Source organism: Psychrobacter sp. CX5 (assembly GCF_057621535.2).
Genome location: NZ_CM177735.1, coordinates 976,699 through 999,279, shown reverse-complemented (window position 1 = coordinate 999,279; position 22,581 = coordinate 976,699). Strand labels below are relative to the sequence as shown.

19 protein-coding genes are annotated in these 22,581 nt (G+C 41.0%); 7 read left to right on the top strand and 12 right to left on the bottom strand.

Annotation, left to right across the window (positions count from 1 at the left end; all coding sequences use genetic code 11):
- Positions 1–98: 98 nt before the first annotated feature.
- Together AC21OG_RS03865 and AC21OG_RS03860 are read right to left on the bottom strand one after the other, a co-directional pair.
- The gene (locus AC21OG_RS03865; RefSeq protein ID WP_487377755.1) at positions 99–3,176 is read right to left on the bottom strand and encodes a DUF2339 domain-containing protein; all 3,078 of its coding nucleotides are present in this window, start codon (positions 3,174–3,176) and stop codon (positions 99–101) included.
- 146 nt (positions 3,177–3,322) lie between these two features.
- Positions 3,323–4,075, bottom strand: a complete 753-nt coding sequence (locus AC21OG_RS03860; RefSeq protein WP_487377756.1) for a dienelactone hydrolase family protein — start codon at positions 4,073–4,075, stop codon at positions 3,323–3,325.
- Between the two features lie 565 nt (positions 4,076–4,640).
- Between AC21OG_RS03860 and AC21OG_RS03855 the strand changes: the two genes are divergently transcribed.
- Positions 4,641–5,120 carry a YcgN family cysteine cluster protein gene (locus tag AC21OG_RS03855; protein ID WP_487377757.1) on the top strand — a complete coding sequence of 160 codons (480 nt, stop codon included), beginning with the start codon at positions 4,641–4,643 and terminating at the stop codon, positions 5,118–5,120.
- Positions 5,121–5,390: 270 nt separating this feature from the next.
- On the opposite strand, the gene AC21OG_RS03850 is transcribed toward AC21OG_RS03855, so the two are convergent.
- The 4 genes from AC21OG_RS03850 to AC21OG_RS03835 all read right to left on the bottom strand — a co-directional run bounded on the left by AC21OG_RS03850 (position 5,391) and on the right by AC21OG_RS03835 (position 10,119).
- Complete coding sequence (locus tag AC21OG_RS03850) at positions 5,391–6,662, bottom strand: ammonium transporter (RefSeq protein ID WP_486547693.1); 1,272 nt, start codon at positions 6,660–6,662, stop codon at positions 5,391–5,393.
- Positions 6,663–6,778: 116 nt separating this feature from the next.
- On the bottom strand, positions 6,779–7,117 hold the full coding sequence (locus AC21OG_RS03845) for a P-II family nitrogen regulator (RefSeq protein ID WP_007394533.1): 339 nt from the start codon (positions 7,115–7,117) through the stop codon (positions 6,779–6,781).
- Positions 7,118–7,615: 498 nt separating this feature from the next.
- On the bottom strand, positions 7,616–8,476 hold the full coding sequence (locus tag AC21OG_RS03840) for a universal stress protein (RefSeq protein WP_486547692.1): 861 nt from the start codon (positions 8,474–8,476) through the stop codon (positions 7,616–7,618).
- A 125-nt stretch (positions 8,477–8,601) separates the two neighbouring features.
- Positions 8,602–10,119, bottom strand: coding sequence for a SulP family inorganic anion transporter (locus AC21OG_RS03835; protein WP_487377758.1), 1,518 nt, complete (start codon positions 10,117–10,119; stop codon positions 8,602–8,604).
- A 366-nt stretch (positions 10,120–10,485) separates the two neighbouring features.
- On the opposite strand from AC21OG_RS03835, the gene murD reads away from it, so the two are divergent.
- Both murD and ftsW read left to right on the top strand, forming a co-directional pair.
- Positions 10,486–12,099, top strand: coding sequence for a UDP-N-acetylmuramoyl-L-alanine--D-glutamate ligase (murD, locus tag AC21OG_RS03830; protein ID WP_487377759.1), 1,614 nt, complete (start codon positions 10,486–10,488; stop codon positions 12,097–12,099).
- Positions 12,100–12,180: 81 nt separating this feature from the next.
- On the top strand, positions 12,181–13,389 hold the full coding sequence (ftsW, locus tag AC21OG_RS03825; protein ID WP_486547689.1) for a putative lipid II flippase FtsW: 1,209 nt from the start codon (positions 12,181–12,183) through the stop codon (positions 13,387–13,389).
- 113 nt (positions 13,390–13,502) lie between these two features.
- Here ftsW and AC21OG_RS03820 read toward each other — a convergent pair whose 3' ends face one another.
- From AC21OG_RS03820 to AC21OG_RS03795, 6 genes are all read right to left on the bottom strand, one after another.
- On the bottom strand, positions 13,503–14,504 hold the full coding sequence (locus AC21OG_RS03820) for a glutamyl-Q tRNA(Asp) synthetase (protein ID WP_487377760.1): 1,002 nt from the start codon (positions 14,502–14,504) through the stop codon (positions 13,503–13,505).
- 126 nt (positions 14,505–14,630) lie between these two features.
- On the bottom strand, positions 14,631–15,065 hold the full coding sequence (gene dksA, locus AC21OG_RS03815) for an RNA polymerase-binding protein DksA (protein ID WP_486547687.1): 435 nt from the start codon (positions 15,063–15,065) through the stop codon (positions 14,631–14,633).
- 191 nt (positions 15,066–15,256) lie between these two features.
- Positions 15,257–16,096 carry a metallophosphoesterase gene (locus AC21OG_RS03810; protein ID WP_486547686.1) on the bottom strand — a complete coding sequence of 280 codons (840 nt, stop codon included), beginning with the start codon at positions 16,094–16,096 and terminating at the stop codon, positions 15,257–15,259.
- Positions 16,097–16,186: 90 nt separating this feature from the next.
- Positions 16,187–16,975: a metal ABC transporter permease gene (locus AC21OG_RS03805; protein ID WP_487377831.1), complete on the bottom strand. Its 789-nt coding sequence runs from the start codon at positions 16,973–16,975 to the stop codon at positions 16,187–16,189.
- 296 nt (positions 16,976–17,271) lie between these two features.
- Positions 17,272–18,075: a metal ABC transporter ATP-binding protein gene (locus AC21OG_RS03800; protein ID WP_487377832.1), complete on the bottom strand. Its 804-nt coding sequence runs from the start codon at positions 18,073–18,075 to the stop codon at positions 17,272–17,274.
- 141 nt (positions 18,076–18,216) lie between these two features.
- On the bottom strand, positions 18,217–18,843 hold the full coding sequence (locus tag AC21OG_RS03795; protein ID WP_487377761.1) for a Fur family transcriptional regulator: 627 nt from the start codon (positions 18,841–18,843) through the stop codon (positions 18,217–18,219).
- A gap of 275 nt (positions 18,844–19,118) precedes the next feature.
- Between AC21OG_RS03795 and AC21OG_RS03790 the strand changes: the two genes are divergently transcribed.
- From AC21OG_RS03790 to atpE, 4 genes are all read left to right on the top strand, one after another.
- Positions 19,119–20,195, top strand: a complete 1,077-nt coding sequence (locus AC21OG_RS03790; RefSeq protein ID WP_487377762.1) for a metal ABC transporter solute-binding protein, Zn/Mn family — start codon at positions 19,119–19,121, stop codon at positions 20,193–20,195.
- Between the two features lie 423 nt (positions 20,196–20,618).
- A complete protein-coding gene (locus tag AC21OG_RS03785; protein ID WP_487377763.1) occupies positions 20,619–21,068 on the top strand; it encodes an ATP synthase subunit I in 450 nt (149 codons plus the stop codon).
- A 352-nt stretch (positions 21,069–21,420) separates the two neighbouring features.
- Positions 21,421–22,287 carry a F0F1 ATP synthase subunit A gene (gene atpB / locus AC21OG_RS03780; RefSeq protein WP_487377764.1) on the top strand — a complete coding sequence of 289 codons (867 nt, stop codon included), beginning with the start codon at positions 21,421–21,423 and terminating at the stop codon, positions 22,285–22,287.
- Between the two features lie 33 nt (positions 22,288–22,320).
- Positions 22,321–22,566, top strand: coding sequence for a F0F1 ATP synthase subunit C (atpE, locus tag AC21OG_RS03775; RefSeq protein WP_096065249.1), 246 nt, complete (start codon positions 22,321–22,323; stop codon positions 22,564–22,566).
- The last annotated feature ends 15 nt before the right edge of the window (positions 22,567–22,581 follow it).

Sequence of the window (22,581 nt, the reverse complement as noted above, 5' to 3'; positions counted from 1 at the left end):
AACCCGACTTTAGGTTGACTTGTTAAGCCAACCTGTAGATCGACTGTCTATTATGATTGGTGTTTATTGATTAGGGTTCATCGAGTGACGCCTATCGATTAGTCGTTAGGTGTGGCGGCTTCTTCAGGTGGCAATGGCGCTAAATACCCTATTAATAATATCAAACTACCGGCACCCAAAAAGGAGATAACTCGCCAAATGGCATCCGTCTGTGATAAGTCAACCAATACCAGTTTGACAACCACAATACCAAGCAGGCTAATTCCCGTAAACCACCAAAAGCGTCTGCCATTGCGGCTTGACATAAAGGTGGCAATCAGTGCGGTCAGCGTCCATAAAATGGTCAACCCGGTTTGTACTTTATCGCTGTTCCATGCGCCATCACTCCACAATGATGTTCCTGCATAGGTGTGCAAGGTTCGAACTAATATACTTGAGAGTACCCAAAAACCCAGCAGACCTATTATTTTTAATAGCACCGTCTTTTTTGAACTCTGTCCTAAGCTGCGGCGTAACCAATGCGTGCTTAACAAATACAGTAGAACCAGTAATACACTGATGTCGTACAAATTTAGTAGCGGTATATAAGGCAGTCCCCAAACGACACCGTCATGTTGTAAATTGCTGATTACTACCCACACAATGGCTATAGGTACAAAAAAATAAGAACTACCCAATAAGGCAGATTCCCAATTAAACCAAGAGGGTAGCATAATTTTGCTTCGTGCCTCCCAATACGCTAACCCAATGAGACATATGCTTGGGGCGATAATACCTAACACGCCCCCCGAATCTGGTAATAGATAATGTGTAAATTGCGCAATTAGAAGTATGCTCGTTGACAACCAAAGTGTAGGCTGAATGCTGCCAACGTTATGCGAGGCCTTTTGTTCAGTAATTTTATGTTCAGTTATACGGCTATCGTTATCTCTATCATGTTCTATATTTTCAATATTTGATTCATGTTCTAGATTTGCTCTATTTGTTATCACTGTTTGATCATCTTCGAACCAACTTTTTATCCATAACTGTCCTATCGTGAGACCACCAATAACAAGAAGAGCATAGATTAACCAGTTAAAGGATTCGTTTGCATAATAGCTTTCAAAGTGTTCAGGTAGGATTAAGAGGAGTGCCACATAAAATAAGCTTAGCAAACCATGATTTAATATGCTGACCTCAGACCACGTGCGATAGCGATCAATAAGATAATAAACGATAAGATTACTCAGTAGAGCAGTTGCCATAAACAAAGAGACATCTAACCTGCTCAGGTTAAACCAATTATCAAGATTTAAAGCGGTTACCAATAGTGTCCAAAACAGTCCTATTAAGGTTAATAAACGGATGAAAGCAAGAGACTGCCATATGGCTTTAAATACTGTGCTATTAGTGTTTACGCAAGACAATAAGTTCTTGTCTCGTACCGAATCAGAATGATGGGGTGAATAGGCGTGACGCAGTACAAACATCGATGCCATCCAGCATAGGGCGGACACACTCAGTGCCAAACAGCTGGCATGCGCACTCGTTAAGTCAAATCCCATGCTATCTAACAAACTTAAGATGGCAAGCGCTTGTAGCAATACCCCAAAAAGTACTGACCATGCGCGTAGTGAGCGCCGACCAAACCAGACTAAAGCGAGGCCCTGCACACTCCAACCAAATGCGACCCACTGGGCATCCAACTCAAGTGGAACAATCAACGCCAAAAACCCAAATCCTAACGCCAACATGCCTTCGGTAAGCAGCGCATAACGACGACTACGCTGTGCCAATATCCACCCCACCCCAAGATAAGTCACAGACATAACCGCACTGACTACGGTTAAACCATGAGCGACATCATCCAATAATGTCGCCAACAAGCCGAAAACTAATAAGGGGGTCGCAAACATTAGGCCTGTATCTATAGGGAATAAAACTGCCTGCTTGATGGATCGATTGGTATCAATAGACTCTATGTCAGACACGGTATGGTTATAGGCGATAATTTGCTGGGCGTAGCGAATGGCAATAAACAGGTACAGCACCCAATGTAAGCCAGTTATTAAAACCAGTGGCCATCGCTGCGCTGCAAATGTTGCAAAATTATTATTTATCGCATCTGTAAAGCCCCAATAATAGGCTAGACCAAAGGTAACCGCTGCGCCTAATAGGTTTAGCACCTTCCACGTACGATAGTGAGCAATAATGGCAATAGCGGTATTTAGCAGCAAATAATAGCTAAATAATACCGTCAAGCTACCCGCATCACTACTGGTCAATATAGGGGCTAAAAAAGCACCTGAGAATGCCAAAAGTGCTAATGGAAAAGCATTTTGGCGTATTGCCAGTGCGACCGTAATCGTCGATAGGACGCCCAATAGTACAAAACTAGGTACGCTTGGGAGGACGTGATATACCTGATAGGCAAAGAAAGTCGTTAAGTAGGCAGTACTTAGTCCAGCACCTTGCAACGTAATACCATAGCTAAAGCGCTTTTTCACTAGCTTTAACCCTAACCCTGCAACGACCAGCCCAATAATGCCGATGGATAGTAATTTAACTTCGATCGGGGTGTCAAAATACTCACTCAATAAGCGTAGCAATAGCACCACGCCCATAAGCAATACGATTGCGCCTACCCGTACTACCAAATTGCCACCAAAGAACCAGTTTTTAAAGGAGCTTAATAATGACGTCACGATAGGCAGTGACTGCTCGTCTGGTGCGGACACCTCTTTTGACACAGATTGGGACAGGTTAGAAGACGCGTTATGAGATTGGTGAATTGTTTCTTTCAGTTCAGCGTCTGCTTCAGCAGTAGTGTCGGTTGTGTGGTTTAAATAGATGCTTTTTACATCAGCTTGAGCGGTGTCCACGTCAGACTCGATTTGATTTTTAGCTTGAGTTTGATTTTTATTTTGATCGGAATGATAGGATGATAGATTGGCTGGAGTCGTCTCAAGCGATGAATATTCAAATGAGTTTTCTTCAGAGGCAGGATGTTTTAGGGTATCTGGCTTAACTAATTTATTTGAGTTATTCGAATCATTTAGTTGACTTGAGTTAATTTGCTCAGAGACGTGTTGCAGCTCTTCTTTTAATGTTGAAATGTCATTCTTTAGCGCATCAATTTTACGTTCAAGCACAACATAGAGTAGTATCACTACAACTAAAAAAATAACCCACATAAGCATCCTTACCACCGATATTAATATTTACAGCAGTGATAGTGACGCTTATGGAGCTAAAACGCAAGTCTTAGTAGCCTACATTTATAGATATATATACCTATAATTTAGACTACAATTAATTATAACGCTGTTTTCATAACGCTCTATTCATAATGGTTATGTAACTTCTCACGCATAAACGCGATCATTTTATTCCAGCTCTCATTAGCAGCTGTTTCGTTATAGCCTAAATCAATGTCGTTTTCTGCGGCACGCTTATCTGCTTCAGGATTACTAAAGCCATGTTTCGCATTATCATAGATATCGACCGTGTACGTGACATCAGCGTCATCAAGTTCTTTTTTAAGATTCTCAATGGCATCCATTGACACCATGCTATCGTCACGGCCATGAGCCACCAATACCTCTGCGTTAAATGTACTTTTTTCAGCAGGTTGTTTTGGGGCAGGATTACCATGGAAGGTTGCCACTGCTTTTAGAGGCATACCTTCACGCGCCATATCTAGGACAATTTTACCCCCAAAGCAAAAACCGATGGCTCCTAGGTTATTAACGTCGACCGGCAATTGGTCGCTAAAATCATTTAGTATTGATCGGCAACGTGCCATTAGCTTATCTGGGTCAGCCAGCATTTGCTCCATCCATTCGTTCGCTTGCGCCGCGTCAGTTGTAAGCTTACCCTCGCCATAAATATCCATAGTAATAGCCGCAAAACCTGCTCTGGCCAACTTTTCAGCAACGTGTTGCGGGTATTCTACTGAGCCCCACCATTCTGGCGCCACTAAAATACCAGGTACTGAGCTTTCATCAGTTGTATCTTCTGGAAGTGCGACATAGCTGATTAGCTCCATGCCATAGTCAGCAGTTGTTTTAAGCTCATAAGTCTTAATATCCATTGTTCTATATCCTTTTTAGTTTGGGTTTATTTTTAAGTCAATTAATCGATAGTGTTTTATTTAAATAGCCAACACTAATAAATGATTAACAGGTGCTAGCTATTCTTGTTTTACGTACGTTTTAAAATATAAGATTTACCCTGTTCTCAACTTATTTAAATTCACTGTACGCTGGTGCTTTTAGCCCAGCAAATCAAGAGCTTTAATCAAAAATGCTGGGCTAAAGCAACAGCCTACATTAAGAGTTGAGATTGAGGTAAGATTTCTAAAATTGTATACGTTCTAAAATAGCAAAGATAGGTTGCCGTTTCGATTTAAGAATTGTGAAGATGTTTTGTGTTTTAACATCGACTTTGTAGTGAAAGACACTTTTTTCAGTTTTTAATTTAAGGTGATATGCTTTTATTTTAAGGTGCTAATTTAAGATGCTATTTTAAAGTGCTAAGTGAAAAATTTAAGCCAAACGATTTTCAAAAGCCCTTTATAATAGCGTTAAATAGGATACGTTCTATTTTAAGTCCTATTTCATCGTCTCCTACTCTATCGTCTACTGTTGAGGATTAATGTGACCCAAACGGATGTACTACGCCCCAATTTTTGGCAGAACTATACGCTTAAAGAGCTGACGCTGGCTGAGTGGGAGGCACTGTGCGATGGCTGCGGCGGCTGTTGTTTGGAGAAGTTTTTAGATGATCCTGATGAGCCTTATGAGGTGGAATACACCGATGTAGCTTGTAAACTATTAGACTGTGATACGGGTTTTTGTTCTAATTATGTCAATCGCCATCAGTTTGTACCTGAATGTGTCTCTTTAACCGCTGATAAATTAAAAGACATGATGTGGCTACCCAGCAATTGCGCTTATAAGCGATTGTATTTAGGCCAGGGTCTGCCAAGTTGGCACTTATTGATCACCAAAGACGTTGAGGTGACTCAACAGGGAATGAAAGAAGCAGGGGTCGGGGTAGCAGGGCGCTGCGTTAGTGAGATTTTTGTGAACGAAGATGAATTGGAAGATAGGATTGTACGCTGGGTAAAAGCCTAGAACTATAGTCGTAGGCAAGCTAAAAAGCTACTGCGTTAACCTCATTAAGCTTACTAGAGTAGTACTTTCGCTCGGTTGCCTTGTATCTTATTTAGTTGCCTATGATTATATTACTGCGAATTTTGTTTAAACTCTTCAAAGGCTAACCCTCTTCCTTTTCTCTAAAGGAAGGGTTAGGGATGGGTTTTCTAACCAACAAAAATAGGAGCCCGTTAAGGACTCCTTTTTTGATGACTAAAGCGACACTAACTAAAACCTAAATATAAAGGACTAGTTGACAAATTCAGGATAGGCTTCTTGACCACATTCTGATAAATCACCACCTTCATACTCTTCTTCTTCTGAGATTCTAATACCCATAACGGCTTTAAGAATACCCCACACAATCAAGCTACAGACGAATACCCAAACAAAGATTGTGATAGCGCCTACAAACTGACCAAAGAAGTTAGTCTCAGGGTTGGTAAAAGGCACTAGCATAAGACCAAAGAAGCCAACCACACCATGCACTGAGATCGCACCAACCGGATCATCAATCTTCATTTTATCTAATGCTAAGATTGAGCAGACCACGATAATACCCGCCATCATACCAAAGATAGTCGCCAATAAAGGCGTCGGCGTATCTGGGCCAGCCGTGATAGCCACTAGTCCAGCCAAAGCACCATTTAATAACATGGTTAAATCCGCTTTACCAAAGATGAGGCGGGCTAGAATCAAGGCGCCAATTGCACCACCAGCAGCGGCAGCATTAGTATTAACAAATACGATAGCGACTAAGTTTGAACTGGCGATATCGCCAAGTTTCAATACTGAACCACCATTAAATCCGAACCAACCCATCCAAAGGATTAGAGTACCTAAAGCAGCTAAGGGTAAGTTAGCACCAGGAATAGCACGTATCTCTCCATTCTTACCATATTTACCCTTACGAGCACCAAGTAATAATACCCCTGCTAAGGCAGCAGCGGCACCTGCCATATGAACAATGCCAGAACCTGCAAAGTCAGTAAATCCTAAGTCACCTAGTGAGAACATTCCAAATACAGAATTGCCGCCCCACGTCCAGCTGCCTTCCATAGGATAGATAAAGCCTGTCATCACAACGGCAAAAGCAAAGAAGGCCCAAAGCTTCATACGTTCAGCAACCGCGCCCGATACGATAGACATACAGGTTGCCACAAACACAACTTGGAAAAAGAAATCGGAAGCCGATGAATAAACAGAATCACCATCAAAGCCGTTTTCTGCTGAAGCAGCTAGTGCATCTGCTACTAGTGTATCGCCTCCCATAATACCTTCTAAAAAGAAGCCACCACCATACATAAAGTGATAACCGCAAATGAGATACATGGTACAAGCAATGGCAAACAGGCCAATATTTTTGGTTAAAATTTCAGTGGTGTTTTTTGAGCGAACAAGACCTGCTTCTAACATGGCAAAACCGGCTGCCATCCACATAACTAGGGCGCCGCAGATTAAGAAATAAAAGGTGTCTATAGCATACTGTAGTTCAAAAATATAATTTAACTGATTTTCCACGATAATTCCCCCTTGGAATACAATCTAATGATGCGTGTTAATGTCTTAACCTCTGAACGTCTAAATGAAAAATGTGACGAAAAGACGACGTAAGAACACTAATTAAGTTGACTGGTTTAAATAGCGTCGGGACCTGTCTCTCCGGTACGAATACGAATCACTTGCTCAAGTGGGGAGATAAAGATTTTACCATCACCAATTTTGCCGGTACTTGCTATGCGAGTAATGGCTTCAATAGCAGGCTCCACCATTTCATCGGTGACTGCCACCTCCACTTTAACTTTAGGTAGAAAATCAACCACATATTCCGCGCCACGATATAGCTCGGTGTGTCCTTTCTGACGACCAAAGCCTTTCACCTCTGTAACCGTAACGCCCTTAACACCTATTTCAGAGAGTGCTTCACGCACATCATCTAATTTAAAGGGCTTTAATACCGCTGTAATCAATTTCATAAGAAATCCTTAATAATGATTTTGATAGTTATATAGATAGCTCGTTGGATAGTTATTGGCAATAAACCGCTGGTAAGCAGGTTATCGTTAAACTATTTATCACTTGTGAAGTCAATGTTTCAAGAATTGTGCCAACTAAAAACGAAGGGGGATAACGTTTTTAAAGCAATAAAAGTTACAAAATGGTGCATTATTTAGATTATGCACCAAATAGGTACGCACCATAACGGCTAATAACGGATTTATTATAGCGAAGTTTACCCCGATTAGGTTAGTCATTAGTTAGCAATTTGTGAAACCTTTGAAAACCATAAAATAGATAACTGACGACCCATTGGGTTATTAAACGGTGGGACATTTTAAGCAATAGAACCTGTATTCATACTCTAAATTTAAGGTATTTTAGACAATAGGTAGGTATTTTAGACAATAAGACACTTTTTTGAGTTATGCATAAAAGGATAAGTGGCGACGGCTAAACGATGAATACAACCAGGGTTAGTGACGGGGATATAGTAGATAGGGGGTGCTACTGGCCTTTAACATTTGACGTGTGTTACTGCCGTGCAATAGCTCATGTAAGCGTGACTCTCCAAACGCGCCAGTAATTAACATATCAAGTTCATTTTGACGTTGGTAATACATCAGAGCGGCTGTCACATCACGACTGTCTATTAATGCCTTCTTACACTGAATACCCGCTTGTTTAAGCTTTGCATAAGCCTCGCGTAGGGCATCTTTGTTACGTTCATTCTCTTCACCCACCATGACCACATGTAGTGTTGTGTTACGCACCAAAGCATTGCTACATAGCCACTTTAACAGTGCATGGCAAGTCGGACGATTGTCAAACGCTAATAGCGCTGTTTTTGGTGCTTTAAACGCTTCTTGGGTAACTAAGGTAGGGCAGCGACTCGCCCGAATCAATTGTGATAAAGTGTCTTTACACGTTACCTGATGACCAATAACGATCAGTTGGGCGCTATTGTTAACATAGTCCAAGCTTTCAGAGATGGAGGAGTGGCGGTGTAGAGAATAAGTCTGCTGTTTATCGAGACTCTTATGCTGTTGACAGTAATTAGCAGCTTGTTTTAGCAGTAAACGGCCTTGATTGTGACGCTTACCGTTGGTATTTTTTTCTTCTAAAGTTAACTGGTTGAGTATGGCGTCACTATCATCAGCAATTAAGCAACCTGAAAAGTCTACCGCAGCTTTAGAATGAACACTGGGTACAGAGTACAATAAGCCAATGGGGGCGTGTAACATTTTAGTAGCCCACAGGCTACCATCAAGTACGGCTTGTACATGGTCCGGACGATCCAGACAAGCGATGACACTACCAGGTTTTAAATTACTCATATCAATCACTCAATCGGGACAGCTATCGAAAAAATAAAAACAACTTAGGGTCTGTTGAGCATTCAGGCATACTAATAACACAGACTGTTTTTAATAACATTGATTTTTAATAACATGAATTTAAATTAATCAAGCAAACCGATATCACGGCGATCATGGACTGAGAACTTGTCAATGATAGTACGGCTCGCATTATTTAGTCCCATAACTTTAACATCAATCCCTTCACGTTGGAAACGAATGACTAATTTATCCAGCGTATCAACCGCCGTGATGTCCCAAAAATGAGCTTGGCTGACATCAATGACCACTTTATCTAACGCTTCTTTGGTATCAAAGCTGTCTATAAATTGCGTGCTTGAGCTAAAGAATACTTGACCTTGAACATAATAGTAGCGTGTGTTTTGGTCTTCGTCGTACTCACTGAATACACTTAAGAACTGACCAATCTTGTTTGCAAAGAACAGCGCAGACAAGAGTACACCGACTAACACACCATACGCTAAATTATGAGTAAATACGGTCGTTATAACGGTCGCTAACATCACTACGTTAAACGACATGGGGTGTGTTTTAAACTCTCGCAATGATTCCCAGTTAAAGGTACCGATTGACACCATGATCATCACAGCGACCAGTGCCGCCATAGGAATTTGGCTGACCCATTCACTCAAAAATACCACCATAATCAGCAGTACCACACCGGCAATAAGGGTCGATAATCGGGTACGACCGCCAGATTTGACATTGATAACGGATTGCCCAATCATCGCACAACCTGCCATGCCACCAAAGAAGCCTGAGGCAACATTAGCAATGCCTTGACCACGGCACTCACGGTTTTTATCACTGGGGGTATCCGTTAAGTCATCAACGATAGTTGCGGTCATCATCGATTCAAGCAAGCCCACTATCGCCAGAGCAATAGAGTAGGGCGCAATAATCAGTAATGTCTCAATAGTTAACGGAATATCTGGCAATAAAAACATCGGCAACGTATCTGGCAGCTCACCCATATCACCGACATTACGGATATCCAATCCCATGTAAAGGGCCACAATAGTCAGACCGACAATACAAATTAAGGGGGAGGGTATAATTTTACCGATCTTAGGAATAAGCGGAAAACCATAAATAATTGCAAGGCCAGCAGCGGTCATAATATAGACAGGTAGCCCTATTCGACCTGCCGCATCTGGGTTCAGGGCGGGTACAAGCTCAGGTAATTGCGCCATAAAAATTAAGATAGCTAGGGCGTTTACAAACCCTATTACGACAGAGCGTGACACAAAGCGCATCAGGTTTCCAAGCTTGAAAACCCCCATAAAAAATTGAATAACCCCGCATAATAATGTTGCGGCCAGTAAGTACTGTAAGCCGTGATCCGCCACCAAGGTAACCATCACCAAGGCCATCGCACCGGTTGCAGCAGAAATCATACCAGGGCGTCCCCCCACGAAGCTGATAACGACGGCAATACAAAAGGATGCATATAACCCAACTTTTGGGTCAACGCCCGCTATTATAGAAAAGGCAATGGCTTCAGGGATTAATGCTAGGGCGACAACTAAGCCGGATAACACATCACCGCGCACATTAGAAAACCACTCGTCGCGTATTGTATTTATTGAAGGTACTTTCATAGTATTTGGGTCGATTACTAATTTATGGGGTTAAATGTTAGGGAGTTGTCAGTATTTAGGTCCGACATAGGGTCATGTGTCATTAATAAAGTATGTTATATAGCCCCTAGGGTCATGGTAGAATAAGAAACGCAATTTAACAAAATTAATTCATCCATTATTTTATCATTGATTCTATTATGATGATTAGGGTCTGTTGAACATTCAAATGTGGAAATGTTCGACAGACCCTATAATCTGATAGGCGCTGAGTGTCGATCTCATGCTTGATTAGCTCAGATGCCCATCAAATCAAAGTTACTACAAATTAAAAGTTGTTACAAAAAATAGCTGCATCATATCACAATAAAGAAATAAGGACAGACTATGAGTACTGACCCAAGCGTTAGCCCACTGCCGAAAACAATAAACAAAGTTTCTTACAATAAGGACAGTGATTATCATCAGTCTATTAATGGTAATTTAAATAATCCTAATGCAAATAACCCTAAATCTAATAATTCTAGTTCTTATAACAATAATGCTAATAAACAGGTGCAGCAGTATAACCCTTCTTCCATAGCAGACTCAGAACAATTAATACAAAAAGGCAATGGGTTGCAAGTGGTCATTGGGCTGGGTCAGTCAGGTCTGGCAACGGCTAATTATCTTGCACGTCGAGGCTATCGTGTCGCTATCACCGATGCGAGTCCCGCGCCAATACTGGAAAATAAGCTTGATCCTAGCATTGAGATTCGGTCGTTTGGAAACCTTGATGCTGATCTGCTATTAAAGGCAAGTCGCATTATTATTAGTCCAGGGGTTCCATTGACCACACCAGCGGTCGCGCAAGCAAAGCTGGCAGATATCCCTATTGTCAGTGATATCCAGCTATTTAAAGAAGCCTGTCAGGCTCCTATAATCGCAATTACAGGCTCTAACGCTAAAAGTACGGTAACAACGCTAGTGGGACAAATGGCTCAAGATGCCGGTATTAAAGTAGGGGTAGGCGGTAATATCGGTCTGCCTGCTTTAAGCTTATTAGAGGATGACTCGTTAGGAGATAACATGGAGTTGGCAGTATTAGAGCTGTCTAGCTTCCAACTTGAAACGGTAACAAATTTAGGTGCACAAGTGGCAACCGTGCTTAATATGTCACCAGACCATTTAGACCGGCACGGAGATATGTTAGGCTATCATCAGGCAAAACATCGTATTTTCCAAGGGGCTAAATCCATTGTCGTTAATCGTGACGACGCTTTATCAAGACCTTTAATTGGTGATGATATTCCACGTCTAAGTGTGGGGTCAAATGCCCCAGATCTGGGAGAATATGGTTTAATCACTGAAGGTGATGGTAGTATATTTCTATCTAAAGGCACTCAAAAATTAATCAGTGCAGATGAGCTCAAAATTAAAGGCAAGCATAATTTAGTCAATGCTTTGGCAGCACTAGCATTAGGCGAGCTGGCCGGTATAGATAATGAGAGCATGCTGCAAACGTTGCAAGCGTTCTCTGGCCTGCCCCATCGTTGTCAATTTGTGGATAATGTATCAGGCGTTGACTATTTTAATGACTCAAAAGGCACCAATGTTGGCTCTACTTTGGCTGCTATTTCAGGGTTAGGCTCTGTTTACAGTGCCCAAACTGATGGCAAGACAAAGCTGCTTTTAATACTGGGTGGGCAAGGTAAAGGTCAGCAGTTTGGGGAGTTAACCCCTTTAATCAACAAATATGTCAGTCAGGTTTTATTGATTGGGGAAGATGAGTCTATAATCGCTGAGCATATACAGCAAGCTCAGTTGAGCGATGATGTCGAGGTATATCACTGCCACACACTTGACAATGCAATGGATAAAGCGCAGTCCTTAGTTGCGAGTAGTTTGTCGCAAATAGCCGCAGTATTGCTATCCCCTGCCTGTGCAAGCTTCGATCAGTACAGCAGTTATACTCATCGTGGTGAACACTTCTGTCAGTTAGTTGAGCAGTTACCAAGTTAATCCTATGGGCTTTATTGTCCTGTTATTATAAAACGGGCAAATATATACCTTAATAAATCGTTAAATTACAGTTGAAATCCTATGGCAAAAGACACTCCACCTGCATCAGCGTATACCCCAAATGCACTTTCCCAACGTCCCCGTAATAATACAGGTATATTTTCACTGCCTTCTGCTGGTAGTGTGTTGCTAACTAGCGTTTCTTGCTTATTAGTATTGAGTCTTATCATGGTAGCCTCGGCGTCAATCCCTTTTGCCAAAATGCATGAGATGGCACCACTTTTCTTTTTTGACCGTCATCTGTTGTATATGGGGGTTGGCCTATTTGCTGGACTGTTGTTTTATAAGCTACCACTGCGGTGGGTCTATGACATACTGTCATTAGCTTTTGGACTCGCTGTCATTGTGTGCTTGTTGGTGTTTACTCTGATATTTGGCGATGCTATTAATGGGTCTAAGCGTTGGATCGAGATAGGTTTTATTAATTTTCAGGTGGCAGAGCTGGTTAAGCTCGTCATGGTAGTGTTTACTGCAGATTTTGTGGTTCGCCGAGCCAATGAAGTACGTACTGGTATGGGTGGTATTCTCAGGATGAGCGCTTTAGTCAGTGTGTTAATTTTTCTATTAATTATGCAGCCTGACTATGGGTCGTCTGTGATTCTTACGGGTACTATCTTAGCGATTTTCTTTGTCGCTGGCGCCCCCCGCGCTCAATCTATAAGCCTTATCATTGGGGTGACAGTGTTAGGCGCAATGGGGATTATGTTTCAGGAGTATCGGTTGATACGTGCGGTATCATTCCTAGATCCCTTTGATGATATACAAGGATCAGACTATCAATTGGCACGTAGTTTGATAGCTTTTGGGCGCGGCCAAATCACTGGCGTTGGCTATGGTGAGAGTGTGCAAAAGCTTGCTCATTTACCAGAAGCGCATACTGATTTTTTATTGGCGGTGACGGGCGAAGAGTTGGGTCTGGTAGGGGTGGTAACGGTTTTAGTTCTTGAGGCTATGATGATTATGAGTATTATGCGCATTAGTTTTAATGCACTCAAACGGCGTCAAATGCGTTTAAGTTACACCGCTTTTGGTTTCGGCATTATTTTTATTGGTCAGGTAACGGTCAATGCCGGCATGAACATGGGTATTTTACCGACGAAAGGGTTAACTATGCCGTTCTTTAGCTACGGCGGCTCATCAATGTTAATCAGCTTAATCATGGTCGGACTGCTGTTAAGCATCAATAAGCATAGTCCTAATATAAAGAGTGCCTCGTGTCGTTATTATTAGAAATAGTATCTGTTGAACATTTACCACATGAGTATATGAATGGCACTGTTTTAAAATAAAAGGCAGATTTAGCAATTTTGACATAGGGTTTACGAGAAACGTTAAGTTAAAGATTAAACTTTTCCTAATACGCTTTGATACTTGAGTGGGGTGTTAGACCATTGTTGAACCGCTTGAGCCAGCATCGTTTCAGGACTGCCTATCTCAACGTCTGGTTGTTTTAATAAACGGAGCGAGTGTTGGATAAGTTGTTGGCATTTTGCAATACTATTCGTATCAATGGGCGTCGCTAAATTTTGCTTAGATAATTTCTGACCCTGATTATTTTCAACGAGTGGAAGATGATACCAATGTCCAACCGCAGGTAAGTTAAGATACGACATAATGGCAATTTGAGCCGTGGTTAGTGGCAATATATCTAAGCCTCGCATGACATGGGTAACCCCTTGTAGGCCATCATCGATACTGGCCGCTAAAAAATAGTTAATGGTGCCATCCGCTCGCCGTAACACAACATCCCCTAACGTAGTCTGAGGGTTTGCCCATTGAACCCCTTGGATACCATCAATAAAGCCCATAATATGGTTGGGCATTTGTATTCTTACTTTGTTATCACTTAATTGCTCTATGTTATGTTTATGCGGTAAATAAGAAGCTGTATCCGTAAGGTTTGATCGGAGCTTACTTTCCCTCGTTAAGCGATTATTGTTCAAGCTATTACTCGTTAAACAATATCTTGGATAGATATCGTGGCCTTGCAATTGTTTACGTGAGCAGTGACAGGCATATATACGGTCTAGAAGCTGGGTGTGTAACAGATCATTATACAGTGCCTCTCTTTGTGACTGATAGCAAACGTCGCCATCCCAGTGTAGGCCTAAACGTTCTAAATCTAGTAGTATTTGCTTTGAATACGTAGCATGGCAGCGTTGATGATCGGTATCTTCAATACGCAGTAACCAAGTGCCGCCAAGCGACTTAATATGGCAATAGCTGGCAATGGCTGTGGTCAGAGAGCCTAAATGAAGCTCACCTGTGGGGGAAGGGGCAAAACGGCCCACAATTGACCCTAATTTAGGATCAACTGAGGGCCGTTCAGGGGTATTGATAACCATAAAGAGTCACATTGTCATCTATAACAGGTCTTTGGGTCATATTTGATAAGCGATAACAAAGCTTAAATCAGTTAGTTAGATGGATATAGACAACCACCGCACGTGACCCATTATCTGTTATAAGCGTTAAGAGTGTCCCCAATTTTGACGTTCTTTAATTTCTGATAAGGTCTTGCAATCGATGCACTGAGTGGCAGTAGGACGAGCCTCTAAACGGCGCAAGCCAATTTCAATCCCACAAGTTTCGCAATAGCCATAATCACCATTACTAATTTCAGCCAGTGATTTATCGATCTTACGAATTAACTTACGTTCGCGATCACGCGTACGTAAGGCCAGTGCAAACTCTTCTTCCTGAGTCGCTCTATCATTGGTGTCTGACAATGACGTTGACTCATCTTGAATGTAGCTTTTGGTACGGTCAGCATCACCTGCAAGTTGAAGCTTCCATGCTTTTAGAATGGTTTCGAAGTGTTTTAGCTGAGCATCTGACATATATTCTTCATCTGCTTTCGCGTCATAAGGCTTAAAAATTAGGTCGTCAGTAGCAGTTTGACTCATGACAATTTCCTATATCCATTTAGAAGGGGTGCCGAAATAAAATAATTGACTCTTATATCACAATTTTATTTGATTTACTAGAAGTATTAAATAAGTTCACCTTACAAATAGTTCAAATTAAACTCAAAGAATGAAGCAGTATAAGTCGATCATAACGTTTATTAATGACACTGACACCATAGAATAATGACTTACGATATTGAGTTATCCGTCAGTCTGCTTATCCAGCTTTTAATCTCACCATTGGCAGATAGACTTAACCAACGGTAACCAGGCGCTGCATGTTGATCAATTTCGAAGTCATCTTGCTTGGGGGTAAATTGATAACACGTTGAGGGCGTGCTATATACCTCGATATTGCAATGTCTACCTTCATAATATTGATGAACATGCCCTGTCACCACCGCTTTTACCATAGGGTATTTGCCGATGGTTTGCCAAAATAGTTGTGCGTCTTGGGTAATATGAGCATCAATCCAGTCGGAGTTCATGGGTAGCACGTGATGATGCATGGCAATTATGACAGGATAATGACAGTCTGCTAGAGTTTGATGTAGCCATTGCAAGTTTTTGTCACCAACCCGCCCGTAGACCTTACCTGGTACACTGCTGTCTAACAGTAGGATATGCCAGTTATTTACCTTAATGCAGTAACGAGAAAGTAGTCTGGCATCGGGATTATGAGCCACGAACTGACGTTGATCATAGGGTAAGTCAGTGCCTAATTCATCAGTAACATCATGATTGCCGGCGATACAGGCGAAGGGAATACCTGTTTTTGACAGTATGGCATAAAGACGATCATATATTTCAGGCTTCACTTCATTGACTAAATCGCCGGTGACTAAAATCAAATCACAGCGCCGGTTCTCATTTAGTGCTTGCTTAAGACAGGCCATGAAGCTTTGATGATTATTAATGCCTGCGACGGATGTTGAGGTGTCTAAATAAAGATGAAGATCCGTTAGCTGTAGGATATTCACTTTGCCATCTGGGGTTTCAATGTTGTTTAGCGCCGCGTCATTATGCATATAATCCTGCCGGTTAGGTATAGAAAATTTGATATAAGATGGAAGGTAGAGAATTAAAAAAATAATAGGTATAAAATAAATCCATCACGTTTAAATCTTAGATACCATAAACGCACTAAAAAAGACAATTGCCAAGCCTAATACTATGGCTAGTCCTGTCGAAATATCTAGTAGAACACTGCCCCAAATGCCGGCAGTAACGGCTAATTGTGCCAGAATAATTGAGATAATTACCATCTGTTTAGGAGAGTGCGAAAAGAGACGGGCAGTCAGTGCAGGAAGGATTAAGAGTCCGCTAATCAATAAGCTGCCTACCGCTTGCAATGCCAATGCACAAAATCCTGCTAATACGCCCAAAAAGAACAAGCGTTGGCGGATCGCATTTACTCCCGCCACTTTGGCTAAGTCTGCATGAGTGGCAAGGATGACCTGAGGACGCCAGATATAAGCTAAGAAGACTATTCCAATTGCGACACAACCTGACAGTATTGGCAGATCATACCAACTAACTTCCAGTAAGTTGCCAAATAAATAGCCCATGACATTAGCCTGCATCTGGGTCAGTTGGGTTAAGCTCAATAAACCCAAACATAGCATGGTCACTGAGACAACCGCTAATAAGGCATCGTTCGGAAGTCGCTCGTCTTCAAGCCATAAAAGTCCCAATACCACAATCATACTCACGATGGCGATACCAACGGCGGAGGGTAATTGCCAGATAGCAGCTAAAGCGACGCCAAATAAAGTTCCATGTGCCAAAGCATCGGCAAAAAAAGCCATGCGTCGCCAAAGTACCAAGCAGCCTAAGGGGGCAGATAATAAAGCCAGTAGACTGCCTGCAATCCAAGCAGGCGCAACGATATCTAGCCATTCAGTCAGCATATAAAATCTATCCAAAGCGGGTATCAAAAACATTTAAAAAAGGTATAGTCAGCGAACTACTAAACGGTTACGGCGTTAACCTCGTTAAGCCTACTCCAGTAGCACTTGCACTCGGTTGCCTTGTAACCATTTTAGACTTCTTTGACTATAATGTGCAGTCTCAAATCTGGCTATTCATGATAACTGTACTTTATCGGAGTCGTAATTAGTCAATTCTATAACGCCCTTACTATAGAACTTACGTGTCAGAATTTACGTGTCATCAAAATTTGAAATCACTACGGATACCGAGATTATTGAAGGTGAGGCGCATCATGCTGGCAGTCATGGGGCTTGTGAATATAAGGTTGCTCATATTGATGACCAAATAGTTTCTTAAATTCATCAGACACTTCAAGCTCACTGGGTTGACCTTCGCAGCAAATATGTTTATTTAAACAGACTACCCGTCGACTACCACGCATTACCCAGTGTAAATCATGTGAAACCACTACCATAGCACATTGTAAAAACGAGGGCAGGTCATCAATAAACTCATACAACCAACGTTCACTTTCCGGATCTAACCCTTGCATTGGCTCATCAAGTATCAATAAATTTGGTTTTATTAACAATGAGCGAGCCAGCAACATACGCTGGGTTTCCCCACCAGAAAGATGAATAACTTGCTTTTTTAACAAGCGATTAATTGAAAGTCGATCATATAAAGCCGTTTGTTCTTCATCATTCAACTGATTTTTGGTTTGTGCTAATAAATCTTCAACCCTTAAAGGTAGAATAGAGGGGACACTGAATTTTTGTGGCACATAGCCGACTTTTAGGTCAGGATGACGACTGATATGACCGGAAGTAGGGGCTATCAGTCCTAAGATCAGCTTCATTAAAGTAGATTTTCCGGCACCATTAGGCCCAATGACACTGATTTTTTCATAAGGCAAAATTTGTAAGTCAATATTACTGAGCAGTACCTTATGTAAGGGGCTTGTATCCGCACTATCGGCTGACTTTGAAGAGCGGGCACTGCTAAGCCAGCCCTTATTTTCTAAACGGTTTGATGAACGGTCATTGAGTTGATAACCTACTGAGTCTAATGTCATTAGTATCGTATCAGCAGGCAATTTACTAGCAGACAATTTACTCGCAGACAAGGTATTAGAAGGCAATAAGCCATCGCTCTTGGCTGGGTCGGATGGATTGCCACTGGTATTAGAATGAGAACTGTCTTTGATAATCATCATTTATGATACGTCCGCAGAAAACGCTGGTGGGTTAGGCAGGCATGTATGACATACCCCTTTTAACTCCATGACGCTTTGCTGTACTTTAAAGCCAACTTGCTTTTTGACATAACCGACAATTTCTTGAACGGGTAGGCCACTAAACTCCTGAACACGCTGGCAAGCAGTGCATAATAAAAATACTGCATTGTGCTCATCACGAGGATGGCAGCAAGGGACAAAGGCATTAATTGAGGTCAATTGATGAATAAAACCAAGCTCTAATAAAAACTCTAAGGTACGGTAAATGGTTGGGGGAGCTACCATTTTAGCTTCGTTACCTTGCTGTTGGGCGCGGTTGTCTTGCAAGCTTTGGATTAAATCGTAAGCTCCCAAAGGTTTATCGGCTTGCAGTATTAATTGATAAACGGTTCGCCGCAGGGGCGTAAAACGAACCCCTTTTTTAGTACACATCTGATCAGCACTGTGCAAACGGGCCTTTATATCTTGTTCACAAAGCGCGTGTACATCGTGTAAATGCGGGCGTTTATCGTTTTCGATATTGTTATCACCTTTACTTTCTAAACAAGAATGTTCTTCACAAGAGGTATTCACATCTATATGACCCTCTGTTATTAGATCTTTCATTGTGCACCTCCTAGTATTAGATAGCGTCAAGTAAACCTCAGTAAGAGTTTAAATAATAAACATTTATTGAGTCAAAGATAGCTATTTTAGTCAAAAAATAAAAAAATGCTTAAATTATTATTTGTTATAGTATAACATAGCAAGTCATTCATCGATGATGGTTTTTCTAAAGACCACTATTGAGCCAGTTTAACGAGTCGTATGAGCCAGTTTAACGATTCGTAAGTTAGTCAAATGCTTCGATAGATCTTAATATTATAAAAAAAGAGTGTGCTATGAATATTGTCAAACCTAAAGCTAAGTCGATAAATCCATCACAGCGTTATCGCTTATTTCAGCGTGTCATGCAAAGGGTGGGTTTATCGCTACTAAGTCTCACGTCCTTATTCGCATTTTTAACCGTCCCCGCTCAGGCCGTCGATGATGTGCACCAAGAACAACATGAGCATCATGACCATCTTGATAATGAACCACAGGTGCAACACGCTAATCAGTTGTCAAATAATACAGATAAAAATCAGGCATCACGCCAGTATATAAGTATTAATGACTTACCCGCTAGTATTCGTAACAAAACGGAGGTTGCTATTAGTAACTATCCCCTGTTTTTGCTTAGTGAGGAGGTCACTAAAGGAGCGCCCTCTGGAAAGCTATTACTAGATGCCGGAGACGTAGGGCATCATGGTAGCTTAAGCCCTAGTGACATGAAATATGTCAAAGACAGTCGTTACGTGGTCTGGTTTGGAGAACAGTTGGAGTCTAATTTAGTAAAACCGCTTGCCAATAGTCCCAATACCATTAGCTTATTTGATCTAAATGCCTTTAACCGGTTGCCTGTGAGAGATGTCAAAGCGCAACCGATGGAGGGTACGCTAGATCCCCATATTTGGCTAGATCCAGATAATGCAAAGGCTATTACCCGAGCACTTGGGGCTATTTATAGTCGTGCTAATCCTAAGTACAAAGCAGTCTATGAGGCAAATGTTCGACGATTTGCTAAAGAAATGGATGCTGCAGTGGCAAAGGTGCAAGTTCAATCGGTAGCACAAAAGCCTTATTGGGCTTATCATGACGCCTTTGGCTATATTGAATCAACGTTAAACTTAACGTTATCAGGGGCATTAACCACAGATCATCATCTGCCGCCTAAGGCCAGTCAGTTTTATTGGTTGAAACAACATAGACCGCAGCAAACCATGTGTATCTTATTACAATCTGATAGCAATCAAGGCGTACTTAGCAAGTTAATGCCAGTAAAAAGTAGCGTGCAGCAAGAAGATATGAGTTCTGCTGATAGTTTTATTTCAGGTTGGTTGGCGCTGGCAGAAGATATAAATCAGTGCGTGCGTTAATTAAAATATAGAGGTTCTTTGAGATAGTCGCATATTTTGAAATAATTGATTGTCTAGTTACTTTGTTGTGAAAGACGCTCTTGTTATTAGTCATTAATATAGATGATTGTTGTAGACAGTAAATGTTCCTATGTATTTTAAAGAACAATACTAAGAACTTATACTAAAATCTGAAGGTAAGCGCTTAGTATAGTCATAGCCAGACTAAAGAGTTACAGGGTTAACCTCGCTAGGCCTACAACAGTAGAACTTGTACTCGGTTGCCTTGTACCTTTTTTAGCTGGCTTCGACTATAGTTAAGAAATAATGATACTATTTTTACATAAAATTATAAAAATAGTATTTTAGCTAATGTTGATTTTCTACTTGCTTTACTATAAAGCCATAACTATAATGGTCGGCGTTTTGTATGACAGAATTGTTATGGTAACTCCTTCAAAATCGCCGTTACGCGCCTCGCAGAGACTAGCGCTACAACGTCTCAAATTACGACAACAAGCCTACCATAGGGCCTTTGTACTCGTAATCATAATTGCAGTTGCCTGCGTGGTAGACTTTTGGGTGACAAGCAATACGGTCGATGGTTCTTTAAAGCACAATTTTGCGATAGCAAAGAGTGTCAGCTCAGGCGCAATACTAAATTGGTTTGCGCAAACGGTATTCGCTGGATTTGTCTTTAAATATACTGGCGCACCCGCTAAAAACAATATTGTGAGCTATTTATATTTAGGTCAAATAATTAAGTGGGTTATAGTCGTTGCAGGTTTTAGCTTAATATTTATGACTATTAAGTCGATTTTAGCTTCAGCGACTATTATTGGTTTCGTGGCTATGCAAGTAGGACACTTTGTTGCTTTATTAAAAATCCGTTGAAGCCAATGGTTAAAGTATTTGTGATAATCAATGCCACATTAATAAGTTAACAAAATGCGCGTCATACGAATTAAACACAACTCTGTTAGATTCAACCTTAGCTTTTATAAATTGCAAAATTAATTCGTATATAGTGTATGATATGTTGCAAATCAGTAATACAGTATTTGCTAAAGTAACAGTCAAGAAAGAGAGATTAAAAAAATAAACGTAATCTTTACAGATAAACCTCTCTACTTTAATATATGTAGAGTTTATTTTGGGGTCGGAATTTAATTAGCAAAGAGTCTATGAATGATATTTTTTGCTAAGTAAATTAAAGGTTAATACACACTTATAAGAAGCTAATATTATGGCAGCTGAAACATCCTCGTCTGATTATATTGCTCACCATTTGACAAACTGGACTTATGGCTACTTACCAGGTGAAGGCTGGAAGGTTGCGCATACTGCACAAGAAGCCAGCGACATGGGCTTTATGGCCATTCATTTGGATTCAATGCTTTGGTCAATTGGTTTGGGTATTATATTCTGTGCCTTATTTTGGTTTGTTGCAAAAAAAGCAACATCAGGCGTTCCAGGTAAGCTACAATCAGCTATCGAAATGATTGTTGAGTTTGTTGATACAAATGTTCGTGATTCATATAGCGGAACCTCAAAACTGATAGCGCCACTAGCGCTAACCATATTTGTTTGGGTCTTTTTAATGAACTTGATGGATTTAATTCCAATTGACTATATTCCTGCATTGGCACAGAAGATTGGTGCCGCAATGGGTCATGATCCTCATCACGTTTATATGAAGATTGTACCAAGCACAGATCCTAACATCACATTAGGGATGTCTTTCTCAGTTTTTGCTCTTATTATTTATTACAGCATTAAAGAGAAAGGCTTAGGCGGATTTGTTGGAGAATTAACCCTACATCCGTTTAGTGCAAAAAATCCAATCGCAAAAATTATTTTAATTCCAATCAACCTCATCTTAGAGTCTGTTACGTTAATTGCTAAACCAATTTCACTTGGTCTGCGTTTATTCGGTAACATGTACGCAGGTGAGCTGATCTTTGTATTGATTGCCTTAATGCCGTTTTGGATTCAGTGGGCACTATCAGTACCTTGGGCAATTTTCCATATCTTAGTTATTACACTTCAGGCGTTCGTATTTATGATGTTGACGATAGTTTATCTGTCATTGGCATCACAAACCGAACATTAATTAAAGTTATTTTAGGTAAATGAGGATACATCAATGGATCCAGTATTAGGTGGTTACACAGTTATCGCAGTTGCATTACTAATCGGCTTAGGTGCTTTAGGCACAGGCATTGGTTTTGCTATCTTAGGTGGTAAGTTTCTAGAAGGTGTTGCACGTCAACCAGAGCTTGGTTCACAGCTGCAAACTCGTATGTTCATTGTTGCCGGTCTATTAGATGCGGTGCCTATGATTGGTGTTGGTATTGCGATGTTATTGTTATTCGCTAACCCTCTGGCTTAATTAAATCATCAGTGA

Bases quoted from the DNA above. Each gene is read 5' to 3' on its own strand.
- AC21OG_RS03865 (WP_487377755.1), bottom strand. From the start codon at position 3,176: ATGTGGGTTATTTTTTTAGTTGTAGTGATACTACTCTATGTTGTGCTT.
- AC21OG_RS03860 (WP_487377756.1), bottom strand. From the start codon at position 4,075: ATGGATATTAAGACTTATGAGCTTAAAACAACTGCTGACTATGGCATG.
- AC21OG_RS03845 (WP_007394533.1), bottom strand. From the start codon at position 7,117: ATGAAATTGATTACAGCGGTATTAAAGCCCTTTAAATTAGATGATGTG.
- AC21OG_RS03840 (WP_486547692.1), bottom strand. From the start codon at position 8,476: ATGAGTAATTTAAAACCTGGTAGTGTCATCGCTTGTCTGGATCGTCCG.
- AC21OG_RS03835 (WP_487377758.1), bottom strand. From the start codon at position 10,119: ATGAAAGTACCTTCAATAAATACAATACGCGACGAGTGGTTTTCTAAT.
- murD (WP_487377759.1), top strand. From the start codon at position 10,486: ATGAGTACTGACCCAAGCGTTAGCCCACTGCCGAAAACAATAAACAAA.
- ftsW (WP_486547689.1), top strand. From the start codon at position 12,181: ATGGCAAAAGACACTCCACCTGCATCAGCGTATACCCCAAATGCACTT.
- AC21OG_RS03820 (WP_487377760.1), bottom strand. From the start codon at position 14,504: ATGGTTATCAATACCCCTGAACGGCCCTCAGTTGATCCTAAATTAGGG.
- dksA (WP_486547687.1), bottom strand. From the start codon at position 15,065: ATGAGTCAAACTGCTACTGACGACCTAATTTTTAAGCCTTATGACGCG.
- AC21OG_RS03810 (WP_486547686.1), bottom strand. From the start codon at position 16,096: ATGCATAATGACGCGGCGCTAAACAACATTGAAACCCCAGATGGCAAA.
- AC21OG_RS03800 (WP_487377832.1), bottom strand. From the start codon at position 18,075: ATGACATTAGACTCAGTAGGTTATCAACTCAATGACCGTTCATCAAAC.
- AC21OG_RS03795 (WP_487377761.1), bottom strand. From the start codon at position 18,843: ATGAAAGATCTAATAACAGAGGGTCATATAGATGTGAATACCTCTTGT.
- AC21OG_RS03790 (WP_487377762.1), top strand. From the start codon at position 19,119: ATGAATATTGTCAAACCTAAAGCTAAGTCGATAAATCCATCACAGCGT.
- AC21OG_RS03785 (WP_487377763.1), top strand. From the start codon at position 20,619: ATGGTAACTCCTTCAAAATCGCCGTTACGCGCCTCGCAGAGACTAGCG.
- atpB (WP_487377764.1), top strand. From the start codon at position 21,421: ATGGCAGCTGAAACATCCTCGTCTGATTATATTGCTCACCATTTGACA.
- atpE (WP_096065249.1), top strand. From the start codon at position 22,321: ATGGATCCAGTATTAGGTGGTTACACAGTTATCGCAGTTGCATTACTA.